At 74.9% G+C, this 22,553-nt stretch carries 15 protein-coding genes; 7 read left to right on the top strand and 8 right to left on the bottom strand.

The genetic code is table 11. The annotated features are described in order from the left end of the window. Positions 1 to 97: 97 nt before the first annotated feature. From UIS43_RS24475 to UIS43_RS24465, 3 genes are all read right to left on the bottom strand, one after another. Positions 98 to 1,093: a 2-hydroxy-3-oxopropionate reductase gene (locus UIS43_RS24475; protein ID WP_255418203.1), complete on the bottom strand. Its 996-nt coding sequence runs from the start codon at positions 1,091 to 1,093 to the stop codon at positions 98 to 100. Then, positions 1,090 to 1,917: a hydroxypyruvate isomerase family protein gene (locus UIS43_RS24470; RefSeq protein WP_013151608.1), complete on the bottom strand. Its 828-nt coding sequence runs from the start codon at positions 1,915 to 1,917 to the stop codon at positions 1,090 to 1,092. Before UIS43_RS24470 ends, UIS43_RS24475 begins: the two co-directional genes overlap by 4 nt. Before the next feature lie 106 nt (positions 1,918 to 2,023). Beyond that, the gene (locus tag UIS43_RS24465) at positions 2,024 to 2,785 is read right to left on the bottom strand and encodes a FadR/GntR family transcriptional regulator (protein WP_013151607.1); all 762 of its coding nucleotides are present in this window, start codon (positions 2,783 to 2,785) and stop codon (positions 2,024 to 2,026) included. An 80-nt stretch (positions 2,786 to 2,865) separates the two neighbouring features. Between UIS43_RS24465 and UIS43_RS24460 the strand changes: the two genes are divergently transcribed. Beyond that, positions 2,866 to 3,822: a D-2-hydroxyacid dehydrogenase gene (locus UIS43_RS24460; protein WP_013151606.1), complete on the top strand. Its 957-nt coding sequence runs from the start codon at positions 2,866 to 2,868 to the stop codon at positions 3,820 to 3,822. 94 nt (positions 3,823 to 3,916) lie between these two features. On the opposite strand, the gene UIS43_RS24455 is transcribed toward UIS43_RS24460, so the two are convergent. From UIS43_RS24455 to UIS43_RS24440, 4 genes are all read right to left on the bottom strand, one after another. After that, positions 3,917 to 4,186 (bottom strand): hypothetical protein, encoded by a 270-nt coding sequence (locus UIS43_RS24455; RefSeq protein WP_013151605.1) that lies wholly within the window; start codon positions 4,184 to 4,186, stop codon positions 3,917 to 3,919. Between the two features lie 116 nt (positions 4,187 to 4,302). Continuing rightward, positions 4,303 to 5,139, bottom strand: a complete 837-nt coding sequence (locus UIS43_RS24450; RefSeq protein WP_370011827.1) for a hypothetical protein — start codon at positions 5,137 to 5,139, stop codon at positions 4,303 to 4,305. Positions 5,140 to 5,598: 459 nt separating this feature from the next. Beyond that, a complete protein-coding gene (locus UIS43_RS24445) occupies positions 5,599 to 6,264 on the bottom strand; it encodes a DUF6518 family protein (RefSeq protein ID WP_071621474.1) in 666 nt (221 codons plus the stop codon). Positions 6,265 to 6,424: 160 nt separating this feature from the next. After that, positions 6,425 to 7,162, bottom strand: a complete 738-nt coding sequence (locus tag UIS43_RS24440; protein ID WP_071621473.1) for an SDR family oxidoreductase — start codon at positions 7,160 to 7,162, stop codon at positions 6,425 to 6,427. Between the two features lie 112 nt (positions 7,163 to 7,274). Here UIS43_RS24440 and UIS43_RS24435 point away from each other — a divergent pair, with 112 nt between their 5' ends. Next, on the top strand, positions 7,275 to 8,024 hold the full coding sequence (locus UIS43_RS24435; protein WP_013151601.1) for a TetR/AcrR family transcriptional regulator: 750 nt from the start codon (positions 7,275 to 7,277) through the stop codon (positions 8,022 to 8,024). A gap of 348 nt (positions 8,025 to 8,372) precedes the next feature. Beyond that, positions 8,373 to 9,749, top strand: a complete 1,377-nt coding sequence (locus UIS43_RS24430; RefSeq protein ID WP_358168597.1) for a choice-of-anchor A family protein — start codon at positions 8,373 to 8,375, stop codon at positions 9,747 to 9,749. Positions 9,750 to 9,893: 144 nt separating this feature from the next. On the opposite strand, the gene UIS43_RS24425 is transcribed toward UIS43_RS24430, so the two are convergent. Then, complete coding sequence (locus tag UIS43_RS24425; protein ID WP_083555206.1) at positions 9,894 to 11,021, bottom strand: hypothetical protein; 1,128 nt, start codon at positions 11,019 to 11,021, stop codon at positions 9,894 to 9,896. Between the two features lie 589 nt (positions 11,022 to 11,610). On the opposite strand from UIS43_RS24425, the gene UIS43_RS24420 reads away from it, so the two are divergent. From UIS43_RS24420 to UIS43_RS24405, 4 genes are all read left to right on the top strand, one after another. Further along, entirely contained in the window at positions 11,611 to 13,638 is a 2,028-nt protein-coding gene (locus tag UIS43_RS24420) for an acyltransferase family protein (RefSeq protein ID WP_013151598.1), read from the top strand. A gap of 466 nt (positions 13,639 to 14,104) precedes the next feature. Continuing rightward, entirely contained in the window at positions 14,105 to 18,442 is a 4,338-nt protein-coding gene (locus UIS43_RS24415; RefSeq protein WP_370011823.1) for a hypothetical protein, read from the top strand. Further along, complete coding sequence (locus tag UIS43_RS24410) at positions 18,436 to 19,656, top strand: hypothetical protein (protein WP_198048829.1); 1,221 nt, start codon at positions 18,436 to 18,438, stop codon at positions 19,654 to 19,656. The genes UIS43_RS24415 and UIS43_RS24410 overlap by 7 nt, the downstream gene beginning before the upstream one ends. Before the next feature lie 104 nt (positions 19,657 to 19,760). Further along, the gene (locus tag UIS43_RS24405; protein WP_358168592.1) at positions 19,761 to 22,472 is read left to right on the top strand and encodes a GTPase-associated protein 1-related protein; all 2,712 of its coding nucleotides are present in this window, start codon (positions 19,761 to 19,763) and stop codon (positions 22,470 to 22,472) included. Positions 22,473 to 22,553 lie beyond the last annotated feature (81 nt).

The raw sequence follows: 22,553 nt of genomic DNA, 5'->3' as shown, positions 1-22,553 counted from the left end.
GCGCTCCGCGACGGAGGCAGGACAGTATAGGCACATTGTCAGTCAAGATTTCAAGACTGACAATGTGCCTACGAATGTGCCTACGAGGGCCCCCCGATCAGTCCCGCGCGTCCGCGTCACGCCCCGACAGCCGCTCCACCTGCAACAGCAGCGCCGAGTGGTCGAGGGACCCGTGGCCCTGGGCGCGCAACGATCCCATCAGGGTCGCCGTGAGCGCTCCCAGGGGCAGGGCCACCCCGGCCTCGCGGGCGGCGGCCGTCACGATCCCGAGGTCCTTGTGGTGCAGGTCCACCCTGAACCCCGGGTCGAACTCGCGCGCGAGCATGGACGCGGCCTTGCGGTCGAGCACCGTGCTGCCGGCCAGCCCACCGGAGAGCACGCGTACGGCGCTGTCGCGGTCGACGCCGTGGGCCTGGAGGAAGACCAGCGCCTCGGAGACGAGCTCGATCGTCCCGGCGACGATCAGCTGGTTGGCGGCCTTGACGGTCTGCCCGGCTCCGGCCGGACCGACGTGGACGACCGTCGTGCCGAGCGCGTCCAGCACCGGCTTCGCGAGGGCGAAGGCCCGCTCCTCGCCTCCGACCATGATCGAGAGCTTGGCCTCGACCGCCCCCTGCTCACCCCCGCTCACGGGCGCGTCCAGGACCGCGACCCCCGCGGCCTCCCCGGCCTCGGCCACGGCGCGGGCCGTGTCGGGGCGGATCGTGCTCATGTCGATGAGCAGCGCGCCGCGGCGCATGTGCTCCAGGGCGCCGCCCCCGCCCAGGACCACGGACTCCACGTCCGGGGAGTCGGGCAGCATCGTGATGACGGCGTCGGCCCCGCCGACAGCGTCGGCCACCGAGGAGGCGGCGCGGCCCCCCGCTCTCACCAGCGGCTCCGTCTTCGCGGCGCTGCGGTTGTACCCCACCACGTCGAACCCGGCACGGACGAGGTTGGTCGCCATGGGGGCGCCCATGACGCCCAGGCCGATGAAGGCGATCGTTCGCACGCTCACTGCGGACTCCTTGGTCGATTCGGTGTCGGTCCGGCGGGCCGGACGGCCCGCCGGGGTGTGCTCTGCGGGTCGCAACGGCCGTCGCGGCCGGATCACGCCGCCTCGCCGGGCAGGCCCGGCAGGTCCGACGAGCGCGTCCAGCCGAAGGGGTGGGGTCCGTCGCCCGCGTGCTCCAGCGCTGTCCAGCCGTCGTACCCGCCCCCGGCCAGGTCCCTCACCCAGTCGCGCAGCGGGAGGCCGCCCGTCCCGGGGGCGCCCCGGCCGGGCGCGTCCGCCACCTGGACGTGCCCGACGCGCCCCCGGTGCCGGGCGAGCGCGGCCGGGACGTCGTCGCCGTTGACGGCCAGGTGGTACACGTCGAACAGCAGGCCGAGGTTGTCCGCGCCCGTCTCGCGCTCGACCCGCTCGATCACCGCCACGGCGTCGTCCGCCGTGAGCAGCGGGTAGGACGGGGCGCCGCTGACCGGCTCGATCAGCACCGTGCCGCCGATCTCGGCCAGGGTGCCCGCCACCTCGCCCAGGACGCGCACGGCCGCGGCGTCCTGTTCGGCGTCGGACACGTCCGAGCGGCGGTTGCCGTACAGGGCGTTGAAGGACCGGCAGCCCAGCGCCTCCCCGATCCGGCGGACCACCGCCGCGTTGGCCCGCAGCTCCTCGGCGCGATCCGGCCAGGAGACCACGCCCCTGTCGCCGCCCGGCATGTCACCGGCGAAGAGGTTGAGCCCGACCAGGCGCAGGCCCGAGGCGCGGACCGTGTCGACGAAGGACTCGACCTCGGCCTCGGCGGGGACGGGCTCCGCGAAGGGCCACCAGAACTCCACCGCCTCGAACCCGGCTTCCCGGACCGCCGCCAGCCTCTCCTCGGGCGGCCGGTCCTTCATCATGATCGAACAGTTCACGGCGTAGCGGGGTGTGCCCACGGTTCTCTCCTTCACCACGGTGGGAAACCGGACGGACCTCTGACAATTGGTCCGACCACCTGACCGATGGTGAAGCTAAACGGGTACCGCGTCCCGTGTCAACGGGTCAGCGGCCCGGCCCGTCCGTCCGGTCCCGCGCGGAGCCCAGCTCGGTCAGCAGTCCCGTCTCGATCTCGCTCATGTGGACGGCCATCAGCTGCCGCGCCCGGCGGTGGTCGCGCCGCTCGATGGCGCCGAGGACCTGCCGGTGGTGTTCGAGGTAGTGACGCGCTTGGTCCCGGCGGCCGCGGGAGCGGCCCTTGAGCTCGCTCCACATGGGTTCGCGCATGAGGTCGACCAGGGTCCGCTCCAGGGCGAAGAGCACGCTGTTGTGCGAGGCCGCCGCCACCGCCAGGTGGAAGTCGGCGTCCACCGCCGAGGGGTCCGCGCCCTCTTCGAGCACGCGCTCCTGCTTGAGCACCAGGTCTTCGAGTACCCGCAGGTCGTTGGAGGTCCTCGCGGTGGCCGCGTGCTCGGCGCACACGGGTTCGAGGGCGGCCCTGGCCACGATCAGGTCGAGCGGGCTGTGCTCTCCGGCGACCGCGGCCCGGGCCCGGAGGGCGTTCTCCTCCGACCCCCCGTCGCCGACCACGTAGGTCCCGCTGCCCACGCGGACGTCGAGCACCCCGGCGTGCTCCAGGACCCGGATCGCCTCGCGGACCGAGCCGCGGCCGACCTCGAACCTCTCGGCCAGCACGCGCTCCGCGGGCAGCGGCGTCCCGGGCGGGAAGGTCCCCGAACGCACCCCGGCGAGGATCTGGTCGACCACCGAGGAGTAGACCTTGGCGTGCTCGACGGCGCGGAAGACGGAACGGCCCTCCTGTGGCATCCGGCACACACCTTCCCTATACTCACCTGACCGGTCGGACCAATACGAGCCACAAATTACCAGAGCGTACGAAGGACGTGATGTTCGTGCCCGAGCGCGGGCGAGTACTCGTGAGCGGGCGCTTCGAGCCCGACGAGAGGGAGCGGATCCGCACGGCCGCCGCGGGCGTCCCGGTGGACTTCGTGGACGGGCTCGGTGACCGCACCGACCTCCTGGGGACGGCGACGGTCATCGCCGGAACCCTCAGCGGCGAGCAGTTGGCCCTCGCTCCCGCCGTGCGCTGGGTGCACAGCTGGGCGGCGGGGGTGAACAACGACCTCGCGGCCGGGCTGGACGCGCACCCCGCGGTCCTGACCTCCTCGGCGGGCAACGGCGCGGTCCCGCTGGCCGAGCACGCCATGATGCTCATGCTGATGCTGAACAGGGACGCCCCCCGGTGGGCCAGGGCCCAGTCCGAGCGCCGTTGGGAACGCTTCCAGCACGGTGAGCTCAACGGCCTCACCTGCGGGATCATCGGCCTGGGGAACTGCGGGCTCGACCTGGCGGCCAAGGCACGGGCCTTCCACATGCGGGTGGTGGGGGTGCGGCGCCGCACCGACCTGCCCTCCCCAGGTGTGGACGCCGTCCACCCTCCCGAGGACCTGCACCGCATGCTGGCCGAGTCCGACTTCGTGGTGGTCACGGCCCCGGACACGCCCGCCACCGAGCACCTCCTCGGCGAGGCGGAGCTGAGGGCGATGAAGGACACGGCGTACGTCGTCGTGGTCTCACGCGGCGGGATCGTGGCGGACGGGGCACTGCTGCGGGCCCTCACCGAGGGATGGATCGCCGGAGCCGGGCTCGACGCCCACGGCCGGGAGCCGCTGCCGCCGGACAGCCCCTTCTGGGACCTGCCCAACGTCATCGTCACCCCGCACAACGGGGCGACGACCGCCGCGACGCGGCGCCGGGGCGTGGACGTGTTCGTCGAGAACCTGGAGCGCCACGCGCGGGGCCGACCGCTGGTGAACGTGGTCGACAAGTCCGCCGGGTACTGACCCGGTCGGCGCCCGGTCCCGGCTCGCACACGCAGAGACACACCGGCACGGGCACACCGGGCTCCCGGCCTCCCGCGGCGGTCCAGCGAGGCGGTCACTCCCGCTCGGCGTCCGGGTCCGGCGTCGCCTCCCCGGGCGGCCTGAGGCGGCTCGCGAGCCGGTAGTCGACGCGGATGTCCGTGTACACCACCCCGGAGCGGACGCCGTGGGGAAGCCCCGAGCGTTCGCTGCCGGAGGTGCCCTCGTGGTCCGGTTCCCCCCGGGTCCGGGACCTGACCTCCGGCACCTCTCCGAAGGTCAGTTCGTCCGCGGACACCGAGGCGCTGATCTCCACGTCGTACTCGGGCCCGGTCCGGTCGTCCACGGCCTCCCACCTCCCGATCTCCGAATGGTGCGCCCCAGGCCGCTCCAGGCCGCCCCGGGCACAGCGGCCACGGCCCCCGGCGCTCGGCTCCCCCGGCGCCCGGTTTCTCCACCGCCCTACTTCTCCGCCGTGTCGTCGGAGTCCTCCACGACCTCCGCGACGTCCCCGACGTCCTCCACGGCCTTCCCCGCGCCCCGGCCGACGCCCCGCGCGGCCTCCCCGGCGCCCCGGGCCACACCCTCCACCGCGTTCCCGGCTCCGCGGGCCACACCCTCCACGGCGCTCCCGGCTCCCCGGCCCACGTCTTCCACCGCGCCGCCCGCGCCCCGGCCCAGGGCTCCCACGGCCTGCCCCGCACCGCCCGCCACCTGGTCGAGCGAGGACTCCACCCCCCGGGTCACGTGCTCCAGGATCTGCGGGTTGGTGTCGATGGTCTGCAGGACCCGCGTGATGATCTCCCGGACGTTGTCGAGCTGGACCTTGAGCAGGGCCTGGGCCTCGACCCCCTTGAGGGTGAGGCTGACGCGGCCGAGTTCGACGTCCGCGCCCACCTTGAGCTTGAGCAGGTCCAGCACCTCGGCCTGGAGGGAGACGGAGGCCCGCAGGTTCTCGACCTCCAGTCCGATCTCGTCGACCTTGACCACCGGGACGTCGAGGAGCACGTCCGGGTCCTCGACCCCGGGGGCGCGGACCGGGCGTCCGGCCCCTGGGACGCGGCCGGTGTGCTCGACGCCCGGCTCGGAGGCCCGGGGCTCGGTGGCTTCGGGTTGGGGGACCTGAGGCTCGGCGGCTTCGGCTTCGGGGGCCTTGGGCGCGGCCGCCGGCCGCTTGGCCCGCGCGGGCCCCGCCACGGCCTCCCGTTCGGTGGGCGCGACGTCCCCCCGGGCCTTGCCGCCTCCGCCCTTGGCGGACCGGCCCGTGCTTCCTCCGCTGTCCTGAGTACTCCGTTTCACCTTCTGCGCACCCTTCTGAACGGTCCGGACACGCCCCGGGGTCCCCGCCTCCCGGCGACGGCCCGCGCCGTCGGCCGTGTCGCGGACACCCGACCGCCCGTCCGATTTATTGCCGTTTGAGAGTTATGCGTGCATGTTCGCCCCATGTACCCCCGGCCGCCCTTCCAAAACGGTTCTCCCTGCTCAGGGCACCTTCGAGCCATCCCGAGCAGGCATCCGCCCCGCCTCCGCCGCCCGCCCCGCTGCCGGAACCGGTACGTCGGCGGGCCCGGGCGGGAGGCGCCCCCACCTGACCAGCTGCCGGGCGGGCACCGGCCGGTCCGGGCGCGGGGCCGTCAGGGCGTGGAAGGCGTGGGTTCGGCGTGGAAAGCGGTGGGGCCGCGGGGAAGGCGTGGAGTTCGCGTGGAAGAGGCTGGGTCTGCGTGGAAGATGCGGGTTTTGCGTGGAAGCGCGGGGACGTCAGCCGGTGAACCACAGGATCAGTTCGCCGGAGTAGACCAGGACGAAGGCCGTAGCCACCACGGCCGCGGTCCCCGCGGCGAGCGCGAGGGAGCGCGGGCGCGGGGCGGGGCAGCGCCGGACCGCGGCCCATCCGAGGAACGCGGCGCCCGCGGCGATGGAGCAGGACCAGTAGACCGGGGACGTGGTGTCCGCGATGTAGAGGAGTCCGTACACCCCCTCGCCGACGAGCACGCCGCTCATGGCGCCCGCAGCCAGCGGGGCGAGGCGGGACCGCGTGCGCAGCGCGTTACCGCCCCAGCCGAGGACCGGCCCCACCAGGGCGGCGGCAGTCAGCCAGAAGAACGTCCCCCCTGGCGAGGCGGAGAATCCGCGCAGGACGGAAGCGATGTCGTAGCCGAGGACCATCGCCGCCAGCGACAGCGCGCACGCGATCGCCGAGACCCAGGGGCGCGGGGAGAGCATGCCGAGAAGGAAGGCGACCAGGCTCCAGCTCCCGGCCGAGTTCGCCAGCGGGGCCAGGCCGTGGGGGAGCAGTCCCTGCGCGTAGGAGGTCAGGAACCCCGTGAGGAGCCCCGCGCCGACGGCCGCGCCCAGAGGGGTCAGCAGGGCGCTCGGGGAGGCGGGTGCGGTCGCGGTCGCGGGCTTCTCCGTGTCTGCGGCCATGGTCTCTTCCGTTCCGTCGTCGCGTGCTCGCCACACGCGGGGCTGCCTGTCCTCACCGGGTTAACGCCGTGCTCCGCTCCCCCGGTTCACCGCTGGGAGGTCCGCCAACGGGCGACACCCGGTCCCGCTCCCCCACCGGTCTTCGGACTCCTCGTCGGGCTCAGACCATGCCGCCGTTGGCGTAGAGGATCTGGCCGTTGACCCAGCGGCCGGGCCCGGCGAGGAAGGAGACCACCTCGGCGATGTCCTCGGGGGCGCCGAGGCGCCCGAAGGGGTTCATCCCGGCCAGCCGCTCCACCTGCTCCTCGCTCTTGTCCGCCAGGAACAGGTCCGTGGCGGTGGGCCCGGGGGCGACGGCGTTCACCGTCACGTCCCGGCCCCGCAGCTCCTTGGCCAGTACCGGGCTGATCGCGTCCACGGCGCCCTTGGAGGCGGCGTAGGCCGCGTAGGTCGGCAGGGCGAGCTTGCCGACCGAGGTGGAGACGTTGACGATCGCCCCGCCCCGGCGGACCCTCCTGGCCGCCTGCTGGTTGACCACGAAGGTGCCACGGATGTTGGTCCGGTGCATGCGGTCGAGGTCGGCCAGATCGAAGTCGGCCACGGTGTCCAGGAGCATGATCCCGGCGGAGTTGACCACGACGTCCACGCCGCCGAACCGCTCCTCGACCGCGTCGAAGGCCGCGCGCACGGCGTCCTCGTCGGCGACGTCGGCCCGGATCGCGACGGCGCCGCCGCCCGCGTCGGTGACCGCGGCGACGGCGGCCTCCGCCGCGGGGGTGTCGCCCGCGTACACGATCGCGACGTCCTGGCCGTCGGCGGCGAGGCGTTCGGCCACCGCCCGTCCGATACCGCGCGATCCGCCGGTCACCAGCGCCACACGCTGTTCGGTGCTGCTCATGATCGTCCTCCCGTCGGGGCGGCCTTCCGCCCACCTTTGATAACGCCGATAACAATAGTTCTTGATCGACGATAACACAAAGGTGATACCAGAATCCCGTTATCATCGATACATGGCTTCTCGCAGCGACAACCGGCAGAAGGTCATCGAGGCCGCCGCAGACCTTCTCAGGAACCACGGGCGTACCGCGGTCACCACGCGAGCCGTCAGCACCGCGGCCGAGGTGCAGCCCCCGACGATCTACCGCCTGTTCGGGGACATGGACGGCCTGCTCAACGCCGTGGCCGCGGACGGTTTCACCCGTTACCTGGCGCGCAAGGCGGCCCAGCCCGCCTCGTCCGACCCGGTGGAGGACCTGCGGGGCGGCTGGGACCTGCACGTCGGGTTCGGTGTGGAGAACCCGGCCCACTACCTGCTGATGTACGGCGACCCCGCGCCGGGCGGGAGCGGTGAGACCGCACGGGAGGCCCGGCGCGTCCTGCTCACGCTGGTGCACCGGGTCGCGGAGGCCGGCCGGCTCGTGGTCGGTGTCGAACAGGCGGCGGACATGGTGCACGCCGCGGGCATGGGCGTCACCCTCAGCCTGATCAGGGCGGGCTCCGACCGGCCCGACCTGTCGCTGTCCGTCAGGACGCGCGAGGCGGTCCTCACGGCGATCACGTCCGCTCCCGGCGCCGACACCGGCGTGGCGGCCGGTACCGGCCCCGGAGCCGACCGGGACCGCGAACCCGCGCGGCGGGCGATCGCCCTGCGCTCGGTCCTGGACCGGTCGCGGGCGGAGTTCAGCCACGGCGAGCGCATCCTGCTGGGCGAACTCCTCACCCGCCTGGCCGACGCGGAACCGGGGTCCCGTGACCTCTGACCCGCCCGGTCCCCCAGCCGACGGCGGCGGCACCGCGCAGGACACGGAAGCGGAACAACGGCGACGGCATGGCAACCGGCGGCACGTGTCGCGCGTGGAAGGAGAGGACACCGTGCGTGCCAGGTCCGGGAGCGCTCCCAACACGTTCCGTGACCACGGGACGCGTTCCCGGCTCCCGCCCGGGAGCGGAGGGCTCGACGGGGTCCACGGCCGGGACGACCGCTGTCGTCCCCGTCCGGCGCACCCCGGAGGAACGCTTCCCCGTTCTCCCGCGCCCCGCTCGTCCGCCCCTTCCCCACCAGTCCGCATTCCCCACCCGTACGAAGACTCCGGAACGGAACATCCGAGATGCCGAGAAGTCCCCAGACCCCCTCACTGCTCCTGAGAGGGGCCTGCGCCTCCACCTCCGCCCTCCTGGCCTTCGGGCTGCTGCCCGCCGCCCCCGCGCTGGCGGAGACCGCCGTCAACCCCGTGTCCGGCAACCAGGGCTTCCTCGTGGTCACCGAAGGCGACGCGGTCCTGGCGGGCAACGAGTCCGAGGGAGCCGTCGCGGTCGGCGGCGACCTCGTGTTCGGCGACTACAACGTGGCCGCCCACACAGCCGGTTCCCACACCGCCGAGGGGGACGAGCACCCCACCGCCCTCCTGGTGAACGGCCGGGTGGACTTCGGCGCCAGCGAGGGCGACCTCAAGGTGCTCCAGAGCGGGTACGTCAAGGTCGGCGCGGCAGCGGACGCCGACATCAGCACGACGGACCACAACGGCGCCCAGGTCAACACCGTGGTCGCCGGCCCCGAGGGCCGTGAGAGCACACCGCGGGTCTCGCTCACCGTCCGCCAGCCGCAGGAGTCCGTCACCGGCCCGGCCCTCGACGTCGCCGGGCTGTTCCCCGCCTACCGCGAGCGCTCGGCCGGACTCGCCGCGTGCGAGGGCGGGGTCGTCCCGCTGCGGACGGGCGAGGGTTCCGAGGCCCTGCCGCCCTTCGAGCAGGGCGCCAACGTCACCCTGCCGCTGGCCCAAGGCGCCCAGAACGTGTGGAACGTCGCCGCCGAGGACCTGGCCGCCCTGGAGGTCATCACCTTCGAGGACAAGCCCGGACCGGACGCGCCGCTCCTGGTCAACGTCGACACCTCGGGCGTGGGCGGACGGTTCGAGTGGCGCACCCCCAACATGGCCGGGATCGGGCTGGAGGAGGCCCGCTACGTGCTGTTCAACTTCGGGGAGGCCGCCTCCGTCACCTTCACCCCCGACAGCCGGACCCTGGAGGGCACCGTCTTCGCCCCCGACGCGAAGGTGAGCTGGCTGTCGCCGAGCAACATCGAGGGCAACGTCGTGGCCGCCTCCTTCGAGCACGGCTCCCTGTCGGCGGGCGTCGTCGGCAACGGTGAGCTGCACAACGGCGACTTCTCCGCGGAGCTGACTCCGTGCGGGCCCGGCGGGGGCGAGACCCCCGAGGAGCCGGGAGAACCCGAGCCGACTCCCGACGGTGAGGAGCCCGGGGCCCCCGAGGAGGAGCAGCCGACCGAGGCTCCCGTCGCGGAGGAGACGCCCGGCGCGGAGCCCTCCGCGTCCCCCTCACCCGAGCAGGCGGCCGGATCGGACGGCGGTCTGGCCGTGACCGGCGCGAGCCTGTGGGGGCTGGTCGGCGCGGCAGTGGTGGCGATCGGGGCCGGTGTGGCGGCCTTCGTGTTCACCAGGCGCAGGAAGTCCGGGTCCTCCGTCTGAGGGAGGTCCGCGGGAAAGGCGGCACGGGACCGGCCGCAGGTCCGGTGACCGGGACGCCGGCGGCGGGAGCCTCGGCGGCGGTCGGCACCGTCCGCCAGAGTCCCGCACGGGGGCTCCGATCCGGGTGATCGGGGCCCCCGGCGTTCACCGGGGCTCCTCGGTGTCCGGCGCCTCCCGCCCGTCCGGCTCGGGGTACTCCTCGCGGATGCGCAGCGCCAGCTCGCTGAAGCCGCCCCGCTCCAGGACGATCACCTGTTCATGGACGAACTTCGCGCGTTCCCCGGCGTCCTCGAAGGAGTCGGCCAGCCCGCGCAGGATGGCCACCTGCACGTCGCGTTCAGCCGACTCGGGGCCTTCCTCGGCGGGCCACCAGTAGCTCTCGTACCCCTCTTCGTCGACGTCGCTGCCCGGGCCCGGGGACGGCTCGGGCCCGTCGTCCCCACCGAGGTCGAGCGGGTCGTCCAGCGGGTCGGGACCGCCGAAGGCGTCGAGGCCCCCGTCCACGGCCGGCGCCGAGGGGACCTTCGGGCGCGGGGAGGGCGAGGCGGTCAGATGCGGGGGAGGCGCCTGGCCGACCCGGGAGGGCGGGAGGTCCTCCAGCTCCTCCTCGGCGTCGCGGACGGCCTCGCGCAGCTCGCGGTCCTTGCGGAGGGCGGCCATGCGGCGCAGCCGTTCGGCGTCCTCCTCCGGCAGGCGCAGGCTCACCTCCTCCGCCCACACCACGACCCCGGCTCCGGTGACCGCCGTCTCCACCGCGAGCCGGGCGGCCAGCTCGCACTCGGCCGTCCCGTGGTCGCCGGGTCGGACGCCGCGGGTCAGCCCGGACGCGCGGGTCACCACCGCCAGGACGGCGGGGGCGACCGGGTTGCGCAGGCTCAGGTCCACGTGGCCCTCCCACCGCCAGTGGACCACGGCGGAGAACACCAGGTCGTAGTCCCGCGCGGCGCTGGGCAGCGCGACCGGGCGGATCCGGGTGCCGCCGCGTTCACCGAAGGCGCGGAGCGTTCCGTCCTGTCCGCCGTGGGCCTGCGCGGAAGCGGAAGAGGCGTCGGCGGCGTCCGGAGCCGCCACGGCGGCCGCGGCGTCACCGAGGTGGGGGACGAGGGCGCCCAGCACCAGCACGGCCGGGATCCACAGCAGGGTCCACAGGCCGATCAGGGGGTACAGGACACAGGGCACCACGACCACGACCGTGGCGGCCGCCACGAGGTGCGCGCGGGTCAGGGGGGTGACGGGGGTGACGGTGTGCCTCCTCTCGCGGCGCGGTCGCACCGGACGGACCCGCTCGGGAGAACGGGGCTCCGCGGCGCGGCACGGTCCTGGGCGAACCGGCGCGATCCCTTCCGGCGACATCCGACAGTCTGCCCCAGATCCGGAGCGGACGCGTCACGAACCGGTGCACACGCCTTACGAGCACGTCACATCCACCGGACGGGCCCCGTGATCCGGGCCCCGAGCCGCACGTTCCCACGCGTCCCACGCGTCCCGTGAGCCCCGCCCTTGCGAGCGTTCCCCGGCACCCCGGCGGGACGCGCCGCACCAGCGGAAACCACGGGCCACGACACCCCGTGTGAGCCCCCCCGACGCACCCTCCCGGCACGCCTACGAGGCGCTCACACCACCGGAGACCAGGGCCCCGCGAGCCCCCGGAAAACCACCGCCCCGCCGACGGTTCCCGAACCCGCCAGGCGAACACCCGACCAAGGGAACGTGTCGTCCGCACCCCTGTTGGACGAACACCTGCCACCGTGTCGGCTCCGGGGTCGCCTCGGGTCTTCGAAACGGCACAGAATGCGATCATCCCCCGCGACTCACCCCCCGGACCCACCCTCGTCGCCGAGCCCGCTCTCGGAGCCAGCCCATGTTCTCAGCACCCGCCCGGACCGGACGCCGTTTCCGGCCCGAGGTCCAGGGTCTGCGCGCCGTCGCCGTCCTCCTGGTCCTCGTCTACCACCTCAACCCCGCCCTGCTACCGGGCGGTTACGTCGGCGTCGACGTGTTCTTCGTGATCTCCGGCTTCCTCATCACGTCGCTGCTGTACCGCGAGGCCACCGAGCACGGCAAGGTGTCGATCGGCGGCTTCTACGTGCGCCGCATCCGGCGCCTCCTGCCCGCCGCGACGACCGTGCTCCTGGTCACCGGCGCGGTCGCGCTCTTCCTGCTGCCCGTCACCCGCCTGGTGGACACCGCCTGGCAGCTGGTGGCGTCGGCCGCCTACGTGGAGAACCTCTACCTGGCCCGGCAGGCGGTGGACTACCTGGCCGCGGACGACCCGCCCAGCCCCGTCCAGCACTTCTGGTCGCTGTCGGTGGAGGAGCAGTTCTACCTGGTGTGGCCGCTCCTGTTCGTGGTGTGGTCCCTGGCCCGGCGACGCTGGCGGGCCTCCGCCGGGACCCTCACCGTCCTGCTGGGCGCGGTGCTGGTGCTGTCCCTGGCCTGCTCGGTGCTTCTGACCTCGCGGGAGGCGGCCTCGGCGTACTTCCTGCCGACGACCCGCGCCTGGGAGCTGGCCGTCGGCGGCCTGCTCGCGATCGGGCTGGCGCACGGCGGCCTGCCCCAGCGCTGGCGCGCGCCCCTGGGCTGGCTCGGCCTGGTCGCCATCGCCGGTTCCGCGGTGGCCTATGACGACGCCACGCCCTTCCCCGGCTGGGCGGCGGTCCTGCCGGTCCTGGGCAGCGCGGCGGTGATCGCCGCCGAGGACTCCCCCGTGAGGCTGTCGGCGTCCCGGCTGCTGAGCACCGCGCCCGCCCGGTGGATCGGCGACGTGTCGTACTCGCTGTACCTGTGGCACTGGCCGCTGATCGTCTTCGCCCTGGTGCTGCTGGGGCGGGAGAGCCTGGGCGCGGTGGAGGCCCTGGCGGTCGCGGCCGCGGCCGTGCTGCTGGCGTGGGCGACCAAGGTGTGGGTGGAGGACCCCGTGCGCGACCGTGGCCTGGTCCGCCGCGGCCGCTCCGCCCTGGCCGTGGCCACGGCGGGCGTGGTGACGGTGGCCGCGGTGAGCGGCGCGGTGTACGTGCGGGCCGACCAGGAGCGGTCGGTGACCTTCGACCCGGCGGTGCACACCGGTCCCGCCGCCCTCGGCCAGACCGCCGACGCGGGGCCGCTCTACCCCTCCCCCGTCAACGCGGAGGACGACGTGCCCACGCTGTACGACGACGACTGCCAGGCCTCGCACTCCGAGACCGACCCCTCCGACCCGTGCGTGTACGGCCCCGAGGACGCCACCCAGGACGTGGCCGTGCTCGGGGACTCGCACAGCGCCCAGTGGGTCACCGCGCTGGAGGGGATGGCCGAGGAGCGGGGCTGGCGGCTGCACCTGTACACCAAGTCCTCGTGCGCCTTCACCGACACGGTGATGAAGGGCCCCGACGGCGGCCCGTACACGGCGTGCAGCGACTGGAACCGCGCGGTGATCGGCGAACTGGAGGAGCTGCGGCCGGACCTGGTGTTCACCAGCTCCTCCACCGCCAGCGACCCCGCCGAGGAGACCACCCCGGAGGAGGACCTGGTCGTGGTGGCCGAGGGCATGGGTCGTCTGTGGGAGGAGGTGGCGCGGGTCAGCGGCGAGGTCGTGGCGCTGCGCGACACCCCGCGCGCCCGCCGGGACGTGGTGGAGTGCGTGGCGGCCAACCTGGAGGACCCCTCACCGTGCGAGCGGTCCGAGCGGGACGCGCTCCAGGACGCCGACCCGCAGGAGATCGCGGCCCGCGAGTCCGGGGGCGAGGTGCACTGGGTCGACCTCACCGACCGGTTCTGCGTGGACGGCGGGTGCCCGGCGGTGATCGGCAACGTGATGGTCTACCGCGACTCCGGGCACATCACCAGCACCTACATCGACCTGCTCACCGATGACCTGGCCGCGAGAATGGACGAGGCGCTGGAGTCCTGAGCGCGCCCCGCGCGGGCAGCGCGGAAAAAGCGCGAAGCGGCGCGGAATATCCCGCGATGGCGCCTTTCCCCGCATGAAATACCCCTTTTCTCATGAAACGAGAAAAGGGGTGTTTTTCTTGGCCGATGTCGCAGTATGAGCAGTTCAAGCCGGTTCTGCGCGCACGGAGAACACCCACGGACACGCGCGAAACCAAAAGGCCCGTGTTCTCCCCGTCAACGCACGCATGAGGGGTATGCTCGTGACCCGAAACGGCCGCACAGGGAGAACACGGGAAATCCCCGGCCGTGAAAGGCGGAGCCGATGCAGGGACACGAAGCGACCGGGACCGGCGGGGCGGTAGCGATCACCGCCTCCGGCCCCAGAGGAGCCGCGTGAACTGACCGGCACCGCCTCCGGGGCCCGCCGCCCACCCCCCTCACCGGACCGTACGACCACGACCACACGAGGGGAGCGGGATCGCACGATGCCCTGGGACGCACAGGAACGCACACGCTACGAGGACGAGGTGCTGGTGGCCGCGCGCGCCCACGGGCTGCCCGCGGACCTGTTCACGCGCTACGGTGTCGAACCCCGCCTGGAGCTGCGGCTGTGCGCCGATCCGGCCGCGTTCACCGAGCACGTCAACGAGGTGTGCGCCCACTGGCGCGCGCTCCGGAGCAGCCGCCGCTCCCTGAGGGAGGTGCTGGACGAGCTCATCGCCGAGCACGAGCGGCTGGAGGGCGAGGGCGCGCTCACGCACGCCCACTTCCGGCAGGTCCGCGCCGACGAGGCCCGACGGGTCCTGAGCGCGTGGTCCGAGATCGCCGGGGGTCTGACCACCTCCCTCCTGGACCGCGACACCCTCCGGTCGATGATCGCGCCGGTGGGCGTCACCGAGGCCGACGCCGAGCGCGTCCTGCTCGAACACGACGTGCGCGTCGTGGACCGGCTTCCCGAACTGGACGACGCCCCGTCCGAGGACACCCTGCGCGCCCTGCGCGGACACCTGCGCGCCCGGGGCGTGCCCTTCTCCCCCATGGAGGTCTTCGGGGAGCAGCGCCTGGCCGAGGGGTTCACCGTGCTGGACGGCTTCCGGCTCCACGACGGCACCGCCCTGGACAAGGCCGCCCTCGACGAGGCGGTCCAGCGCGTACGGCTGGAACCGGAGTCCGAGGGCAGGGCGGCGGCCGAGAACGTGCTGGAGATCCTGCGCGCCGAGGGCGACCGGGCCGACGCCCTCGTGCTGGGGGAGATCGTCGGCGACCTGCGGGAGCGCCCGGAGTCCCTGAACGAGTCCGGGCTGGCCCGGCACTGGGTCAGCCGGGGGCTGGCCGAGGAGGAGGCGCTGCTGCTGTCCGCGGCCGTGCGGCGGTCCGCCTCCGGCGCCGACGCGCCCGCACGGGCGGAGCGCGACGTGCACGACCTGCTCGCGGACAACCGGCTGCGCCAGGCGCAGGAGGCCGCCGAGGACCTGCCCGAGGACCACGACCTGCACGAGCGCCTGCGCGCGCGGATGCAGCAGGTGGAGGAGCTGACCGCGCAGGCGGAGCGGGCGCTGCGCGCGGGCGACCGGGAGGAGGCCGCCCGGGCCCTGGCCGCGGCGGCGGACGCCGCGGCCGACGACGAGGCGCTCGCCGCCCGGCTCGGCGAGGTGGCGACGCCGCCGCCGCGCGGTGTGGAGGCCCGGGTCGACGGCCGGAACGTGGTGGTCTCCTGGCAGCCCGGCCCCGCTCCGGACGAGTCGGTCACCTACCGGGTGACGCGGCGCACCGGACGGGACGGGAGCGCCCGCGAGGCGCTGGTGGGCGAGTCGTCGGGAAACGAGGTCACCGACACCGGAGCACCCGTGGGAGCTGAGGCGCGCTACGCGGTGGTGGCGGTGCGCGACGGCCTCGGGGTGTCGGAGGAGGCGTCGTCCGCGCCGGTGATGATCGCGCCGGAGGTCTCCTCGCTGCGGGTGCGCGCCGGGGAGCGGTCGGTGTCCGGCTCCTGGCAGGCCCCGGCGGAGGCGGTGCGCGTGGAGGTGCTGCGCGGTGTGGGGGCGCCGCCGCGCGGCGCGGGCGACGGCGTGCGCGTGGAGACGGACGGGTCGGGGTTCTGCGACACCGACGTCGAGATGGACGTGGAGTACCACTACCGGATCCGCGCGGTCTACGTGACCTCGAACGGGCACGCGCGGGGGTCGGCGGGGCTCGTGCGCCGGGCCAGCCCGGGTCCGTGCCCGGAAGCGGTGCGGGACCTGTCCGTGGTGCCGGACGGCGGCGCGGACTTCCGGGCCTCGTGGACACGGCCCTCCCGGGGGAGGGTCGTGCTGCGGGTCGGGGAGGAGCCGCCCGAGTGGCCTCTGGGCACGGTGCTCGGCCCCGACGACCTGGAGTCCTACGGCCGTGAGGTGGCCCAGACCCCGGTGGCCGACGACGAGGGGTCCTCTGAGGGCAGGGGAGCCGACAGGAGCAGCGGAACGGGTGTTCGCGCGGGCGCGGGCCGTGCCTCGGGGCCGCCCCCGGGGTCGGCGAACGGCCACGCGGACCCCGGGCGCGGGGGGACGCCCGGCGAGGAGAGGGAGGGCGTGCGCGTACTCGGGCCCGGGGAGAGAAGCACGGGCCACACCCGCACCGCCCCCGTCCAGGACGCCCGCGCCCCGCACGCGCCGCGCGCCGGCGCCGCGGCGCCCGAGGGGGGCAGGGCCCGTCCCCGTGAGGGCGCGTTCCGCGACACGGGCCACCCGCGCACCATGCCATCCGAGGAGACAGGGGCCAGCCCCCGTGAGGGCGCGTCCCACGTAACGGACCAGCCGAACACAGTGCCCTCGGAGGAGGGCGGGATCCGCTCCTCTGAGGGGGCGTTCCACGCCGCGGGCCACCCGAGCACAGCGCCCTCCGAGGAGGACGGGCACGGGGGGACCGAGGGCATCCGCGTCCTGGGTCCGGGCGAGGGGAGCCCCGCCCGGAGCCGGGACGCCGACCACGGCACGGGTGCCCGACGCGGAGGCTTCGCGGACGAGGGGGGAGAGGGGGTCCGGATCCTGGCCCCCGTTGAGCGGCCCCCGGGGCGGACCCGGACCGTTCCCGGCCAGGACGCCCGCACACCGCACGCGCCCTCCAGCGGTTCCGCGGCGCCCGGAGGTACCGCGGGGGACCGTGCTCCCGCCCCCGCCGAGGGGCCCGGTGAGCGCATCCGCAGTGTCGGAAGGCACGCCAGGCTCTCCCCCGCCGCGGAGTCCCCGGCACCGGCGGCCACCGGGGTGGGGGACGGTGCCCTCGGCACTCCCGCGCGCACCGGGGCGGACGCCCGCGACGGGCGCGAGCGCTCCGTGAACGCCCAGGCGGTGCCCGCGGCCGACGGCGCCGACCTGCCGCGCGTGGTGCTGCCCTCCCCGCCCGCGGGCGGGGAGGGCGAGGGCGCCCGCGTGTTCGGCTCCGCGGGGCGGACCGGCGCCGACCTCCACGACGACGGGACCCGCACGGCGAACCCGCCGTCGCACCGCGCGGCCGCGGGCGACCGGCCGGGGGGCGGGCCGGTGGTGCCCCCGCAGGGCGTCGCCCTCCACGACCGCGCCGAGGGCCGCGCCGCTAAGGGCCTGCTCACGGACGCGGCGTCCCACGGGGCCGGGCACGGCGGTACGGCCACGCACTCCGGACCCGGGAGACCGGAAGGTCCGGGGGTTCCCGGCGACCGGGTGGCGGGAGGCCCGGACGCGCCCGGCGGCACGCACGGAGGACATGCGAAGGCCGGGGCTCCCGAGGCAACTGGGAACCACGGGGCGTCAGCGGCTCCTGACACCGCGGGGGCTCCTGACGCGGAAACGGTCACCAGCACACCGGGGGGCCTCGGAACAGGGACAACCGGAAACCCCGGGCCAGCGGCGACCACCGGCGTCACACACCACGCCCCCGGAACGACGGCGCCCACCGGTGTGCCGGGAACCCCCGGAACAACCGGGAACCGCGGGCCGACCGCCCACGCTGGTACTCAGCGGGTTCCCGGGACGCCAGCGGCCGGAGCGGCCCCGTGGAACCGCGGGTCGGCCGCCACGGCGGTACCGGAAAACCGCATGAGCGCGGCCGAGGAACAGGGCGCGCACCAGGCACAGGCCCCTCGGGAGGAACGGGAGCGGGTGGCGTTCACCCTGGAGTCGGGCACCAACCACGTCCTGGCGGTGACGGTGGCGGGCGACCAGGCGGTCGTGGGCGTCTCCGTGCGGGTGACCGCGGCCCCGCCCGTGGAGGGGCTGCGCGCGGAACGGTTCGACACCTCGGTCCGGCTCGGGTGGACCTGGCCCGAGGACGCCTGCGCGGCGATCATCTCCTGGCGCCCCGAGGAGCGCGGCACGGAGACCTGGACCGGCGGCCAACTGCGCTGCACCCGCCGCCAGTACTCCTCCGACGGGGGCTTCGAGACGCTCATGGGCCCCGAGTCGGTGCGGGTGGACGTGCGCGCCGTCGTCCCCTTCGAGGGCGGGGAGGCGGTGAGCTCCGCCGCGACCGTCACCGTTCCCGGCCGGGCCGTGCTCGACTACCGCGTGGAGTCGGCGGGCCTGCTGCGCCGGGACCGGGTGGTGCACCTGGTCGCGGAGGAGGACTGCACCATGCCCGAGGTGGTCGTGGTGTACGCCGACGGCCCCGTCCAGCCGCACACCGCCGACCAGGGGACGGTGCTGGCGGTCCTGCCCGCCCAGTACCTGTCGGCGGGCGAGTGGGTCTCGGTGCGCGTACGGCCTCCGCGGGGCACCGGCCAGGGCTGGCTGATGTGCTTCCCGGCGGACGACGACGGGACGGGGGTGCGGCTGCGCCAGCCCCCGGTGAGGGAGTTGAGGTGCTGAGGAGCCTGGACGCCGTGCGCTCGCTGATCCCCGTCGAGGGCCGCCTCCTGGTGTGCCCCTACTGCTACTCGCGGTTCGCCGAGCGCCGCATCCGCTTCCGGTGCACGGGGCGCCCGGGGCCGGACGGGCGGGTGTGCGCGCCGGTGGAGGACGCCGCGATCCGCGCCCACCTGGGGCGGCGCGAACGGCTGCCGCCGGTCTTCGAGGCCGACGGGCGCAGTGCCCGGGCGGTGTGCCCGGAGTGCGCGTCGACCACCGGCAGACAGGTGTGCGCCACCTGCCACGCCCAGCTCCCCGTGAACTTCGGACGGATCCGCAGCCGGATGATCGCCCTGGTCGGGGCGCGCGACGCGGGCAAGACGGTGTTCATGACGGTGCTCATCCACGAGCTGATGAACCGTGTGGGCTCCCGGTTCGACGCGTCGGTGGGGGGTTCGGACGACCAGACCCGGCACCGGTTCCACGCCGACTACGAGACCCCGCTCTACGAGGAGGCGCGGCTGCTCGGCGCCACCCGGCGCACCGGGGTCACCCGCGAACCGCTGGTGTTCCGGTTCACCACCCAGCGCCGGGGGTTGGGCGGCAGGCGGCCGCAGCACACGCTGCTGTCGTTCTTCGACACCGCCGGGGAGGACCTGACCTCCGAGGCGAGCGTGGAGGCGAACCTGCGCTACCTCAACAGCGCCGACGGGATCATCCTCCTGCTGGATCCGCTCCGGATGGAGGGCACCCGGCAGCTGGCCGCAGCGGGCGGGCGACCGCCCGCCCCGGACAGGGCGCGGAGCCGACCGCTGGACATGCTGGGACGCGTCACCGACCTGCTGATGAGCCGCCCCGGAGCCGTCAACAGGCTGATCCAGGTGCCCATGGCGGTGTGCCTGACCAAGATCGACGCGCTGCACGGCGAACTGGACGAGGGCTCGCCCCTGCACCGGCCGCAGCCCACCGCGCCGTTCTTCGACGAGTCCGACAGCCAGGACGTGCACGCCCAGATCCAGCAGCTGCTGCACCGGTGGGACGGCGGCGGGGTGGACGGCCACGTGCGCAACCACTACCGCAACGCCCGCTACTTCGGGGTGTCGGCCCTGGGCGGCGTCCCCGACGCGGGCAACCGCGTGCGCGGCGGGGTGCGCCCCTACCGGGTCGCCGACCCGTTCCTGTGGATGCTCAGCGAGTTCGGGGTCATCCCCTCGCGCGAGGCGTCCTGGTCCTGAGCCCGGCCCGGCGGACCCGCCGGGCCGGGGTGTCCGGGCCCCCGTGAACCACCACCGACCCAGAACCAGACCCCCCGCGACGACCAGACCGAAGGGGTGCGCCGATGGGCTTCGCGCAGCTGTACTACACCTCGTGCGAGCACGGCCTGTCCGGTTACGCCGGGTACCAGTTCAACGCGGCGACCCCCGGGGTGGACCCCCGGGTGCTCAGGGAGGTCGAGCGGTTCACCGTGTACGAGCCGCCGCGGTCCCGCGAGCGCGTCGACGAGCATCCGGTCAACCTGTGCTACTCCCCCGACGTGGGCGGGGTGCCGGTGGTGAGCCGCGTGGTCTCCAGCGGCGACGACCCGTCCGGGAGGCCGGGCAACTACTTCGCGCACAGCCTGGTGGCCGCGGGGCCCGGGGAGTCCGGCCCGCTGCCCGCGGAGCTGTGGGAGGCCGACTTCTGGGCGGAGGAGCCGGTCGGCGACCCCGGCCTGTCCGAGCTGCCGGAGCTGTCGGAGCCGGAGATCGGCCCCGGCCCGCTGGACCGCCCGCGCACCGACGCGTGGGTGCGGGGCCGCTCGGCGGAGGTGGTGGCTCGGCTGCTGCTCGCCGTCGACGACGCCGTGGACGACTCCCGCCCGCTGGTGCTGGTGGCCGACAGCACGTCCGTGGCGCACTGGGTGGCGGCCCTGAGCCACCTGCTTCCGCCGCGGCGGGCGCGGCTGCTGTCGTTCGCGACCTACTGCGGCGACCCCGACGAGGCGCTCGTGCAGGTCGTCGGCGTCGCGCCCGACTCCGACACCGCGCTGTGGCGCGACAGGTTCACGGTGTACGACCCGGAGGAGGACCCGCCGGACGCGCTCCCCGAACCCGACCCCCGTGCACGCGCCGTGGCCGATCGCCTGGTCCGGCTGGGCACGCGCCGGGCGGCCGTGTTGTGGCACCGGGCGCGGCCGTACGCCTCGGGCCGCGAGGGCGCGCTGGCGGACTGGCTCCCGGTGCTGGCCGCGGCGTCCCTGCTGGACGCGGACGCTCCCGCGCGCGAGGACCTGCGGGAGGTGCGCGAGTGGCTGTCCGAGGCGGTCGAGTGGCTCGCCCCCGAGGACGCGGCGGCGCTGGTCCACCGGATCCTGGACGCCGACGCCGCGGCGTCGGAGGAGGGCCGCGTGGGGATGGAGGCCGGCGACCGGGGGCCGGACCGGAACCTGGTGGGCGCGGGGTCCGGCCGGTCCCCGGGCGGGGCCGCTCGCGGGCCGGTCGGCGGCGTGCTGGACCGGGCGTTCGCCGGCGGTGCGGGCGGAACGCCCGCGGGAAGCCGCGGCGGGGCGCCCGTCGGTGACCGGAACGAGGTGCCCGGCGGGGGGCAGGGCCGGCTGTCCGGAAGGAACCGCGACGGAGCGTCCGGGGGCTCCGCCCTGCTCACGGAGCCGTCGTCGGGAGTCCTCGACCCGGCCGACCTGGCCGGGTTGCAGCGGGTGGCGCACCGGCTGGGCGGCGCGGACGGGACCACCGAGCGGCTCGAACACGTGATGGTCCGCCGCTCCCTGGACGACATCGCCGCGGGCGGGGGCGCCCCCGCGGTGACACCGATGCGCACGGAGTCGGTGCGCGGCGCGGCGCGGGAACGGGTCGCCGCCCTGCTGGGGGGCGAGTGCGGCGAACTCGCCCCCGACCGGGCGGTGGTGCTGCTGCGCTGGGCCCGGGCCGGTGGTCTGCTCCCCTCCGAGGAGAGCATGGAGCGGTACGGCGGCGGGGTGCTCGCCCCGCTGCTGGCCGCCTCGCACCTGCCCTCCCCGGAGGCGCGCGCCCTGGTCGCCGCCCACCCCGGGGTGCGCAGGGGCGCGGCCTCGCGCCTGGCCGCGCTGCCCCGCGAGAGGTTGGCGGCCCTCGCGGCCGGGCCGGTGGGCGCCCTGTTCGCCAACGACCGCGACGGGTCCAGCGCCCTGCTGCGCGAACTGAGGCTGCTGGCCACCGACCCCCGCAACGACCTTCCGGGGCTGCTGTCGTACCTGGTGTCCGTACGCAGGGAGGGCCGGGCGGCGGGCGCCGCCGGGCTCGCCGCGCACGACCTGGACGAGGATCTGCTCACCGACGTGTGGGGTCCCGGGCACGGGCCGCGGGCCGCCCTGCTGGTCCTGAGGGTGCTGCGTCCCGGGGTCCTGGTGGCGCCGGGGGTGGGCGGCTGGGTGGCCGAGGCGATGGCGGCGCCCCCCGGGGCGGGCCAGGAGCGGACGTGGCGTGAGCTGGTGGACGAGGTGTCCCGGCACTGGTTGCGGACCCGGCTTCCCGATTCCGGCCGACGGGTCGTCGTGGAGTGGTCGGAGGTCCGCCCGTCCCTGGTCGCACTGCGCGCGGCCGGGGAGGACCGTGCGCACGACCGGCTCGCCGCCGTGTACGCGGCCGTGCGGGGAGCCCATCCGGCGGTGGAGGAGGTGGCCTGGCGGCTGGTGGTGCGCGTGCTGTTGGGATGGTGTCAGTGCTCGCTGCTGGCCGAGGCCCTGCGGGACTGCCCGGCGCAGGTGTTCGAGGCCTACGGCGAGGCGGTGTCGGCCCGGCTGGCCGACGACCGTCCGGACACGGCCACGGCAGCCCTGGTCTACCGGGCGACGAGGCACCGGATCCTGGCTGGGCACCGGCGGGCCGGGCACCTGGACGCGTCGGTGCTCGCACCGGCCGTGGGCGGGTGGCGGCGGCGCCACCTGGCGAGGATGCGCAGACAGCTGCCGCGCGAGTCCGCGGCCGGTTTCGACGAGTGGGCGCAGCGCTCGCGCGAACCGCGCGGGCGCGGGTTCCTGGGACTGGGTTCGCGGTCGGGCGAGCGGCGGTCATGAGGGGGGCGGCGTCCGCGGGGCGGTCTGCGCCGAGGCGGGCGGCCTCCGGAGGGCGGAGCGCGCTCACGGGGTGGTCGGCGC

Source organism: Nocardiopsis sp. LDBS0036 (assembly GCF_041228755.1).
GTDB classification, from domain to species: domain Bacteria; phylum Actinomycetota; class Actinomycetes; order Streptosporangiales; family Streptosporangiaceae; genus Nocardiopsis; species Nocardiopsis dassonvillei.
Note: the sequence above shows the minus strand (reverse complement) of the source record. Positions and strands in the feature narration are given on the sequence as shown.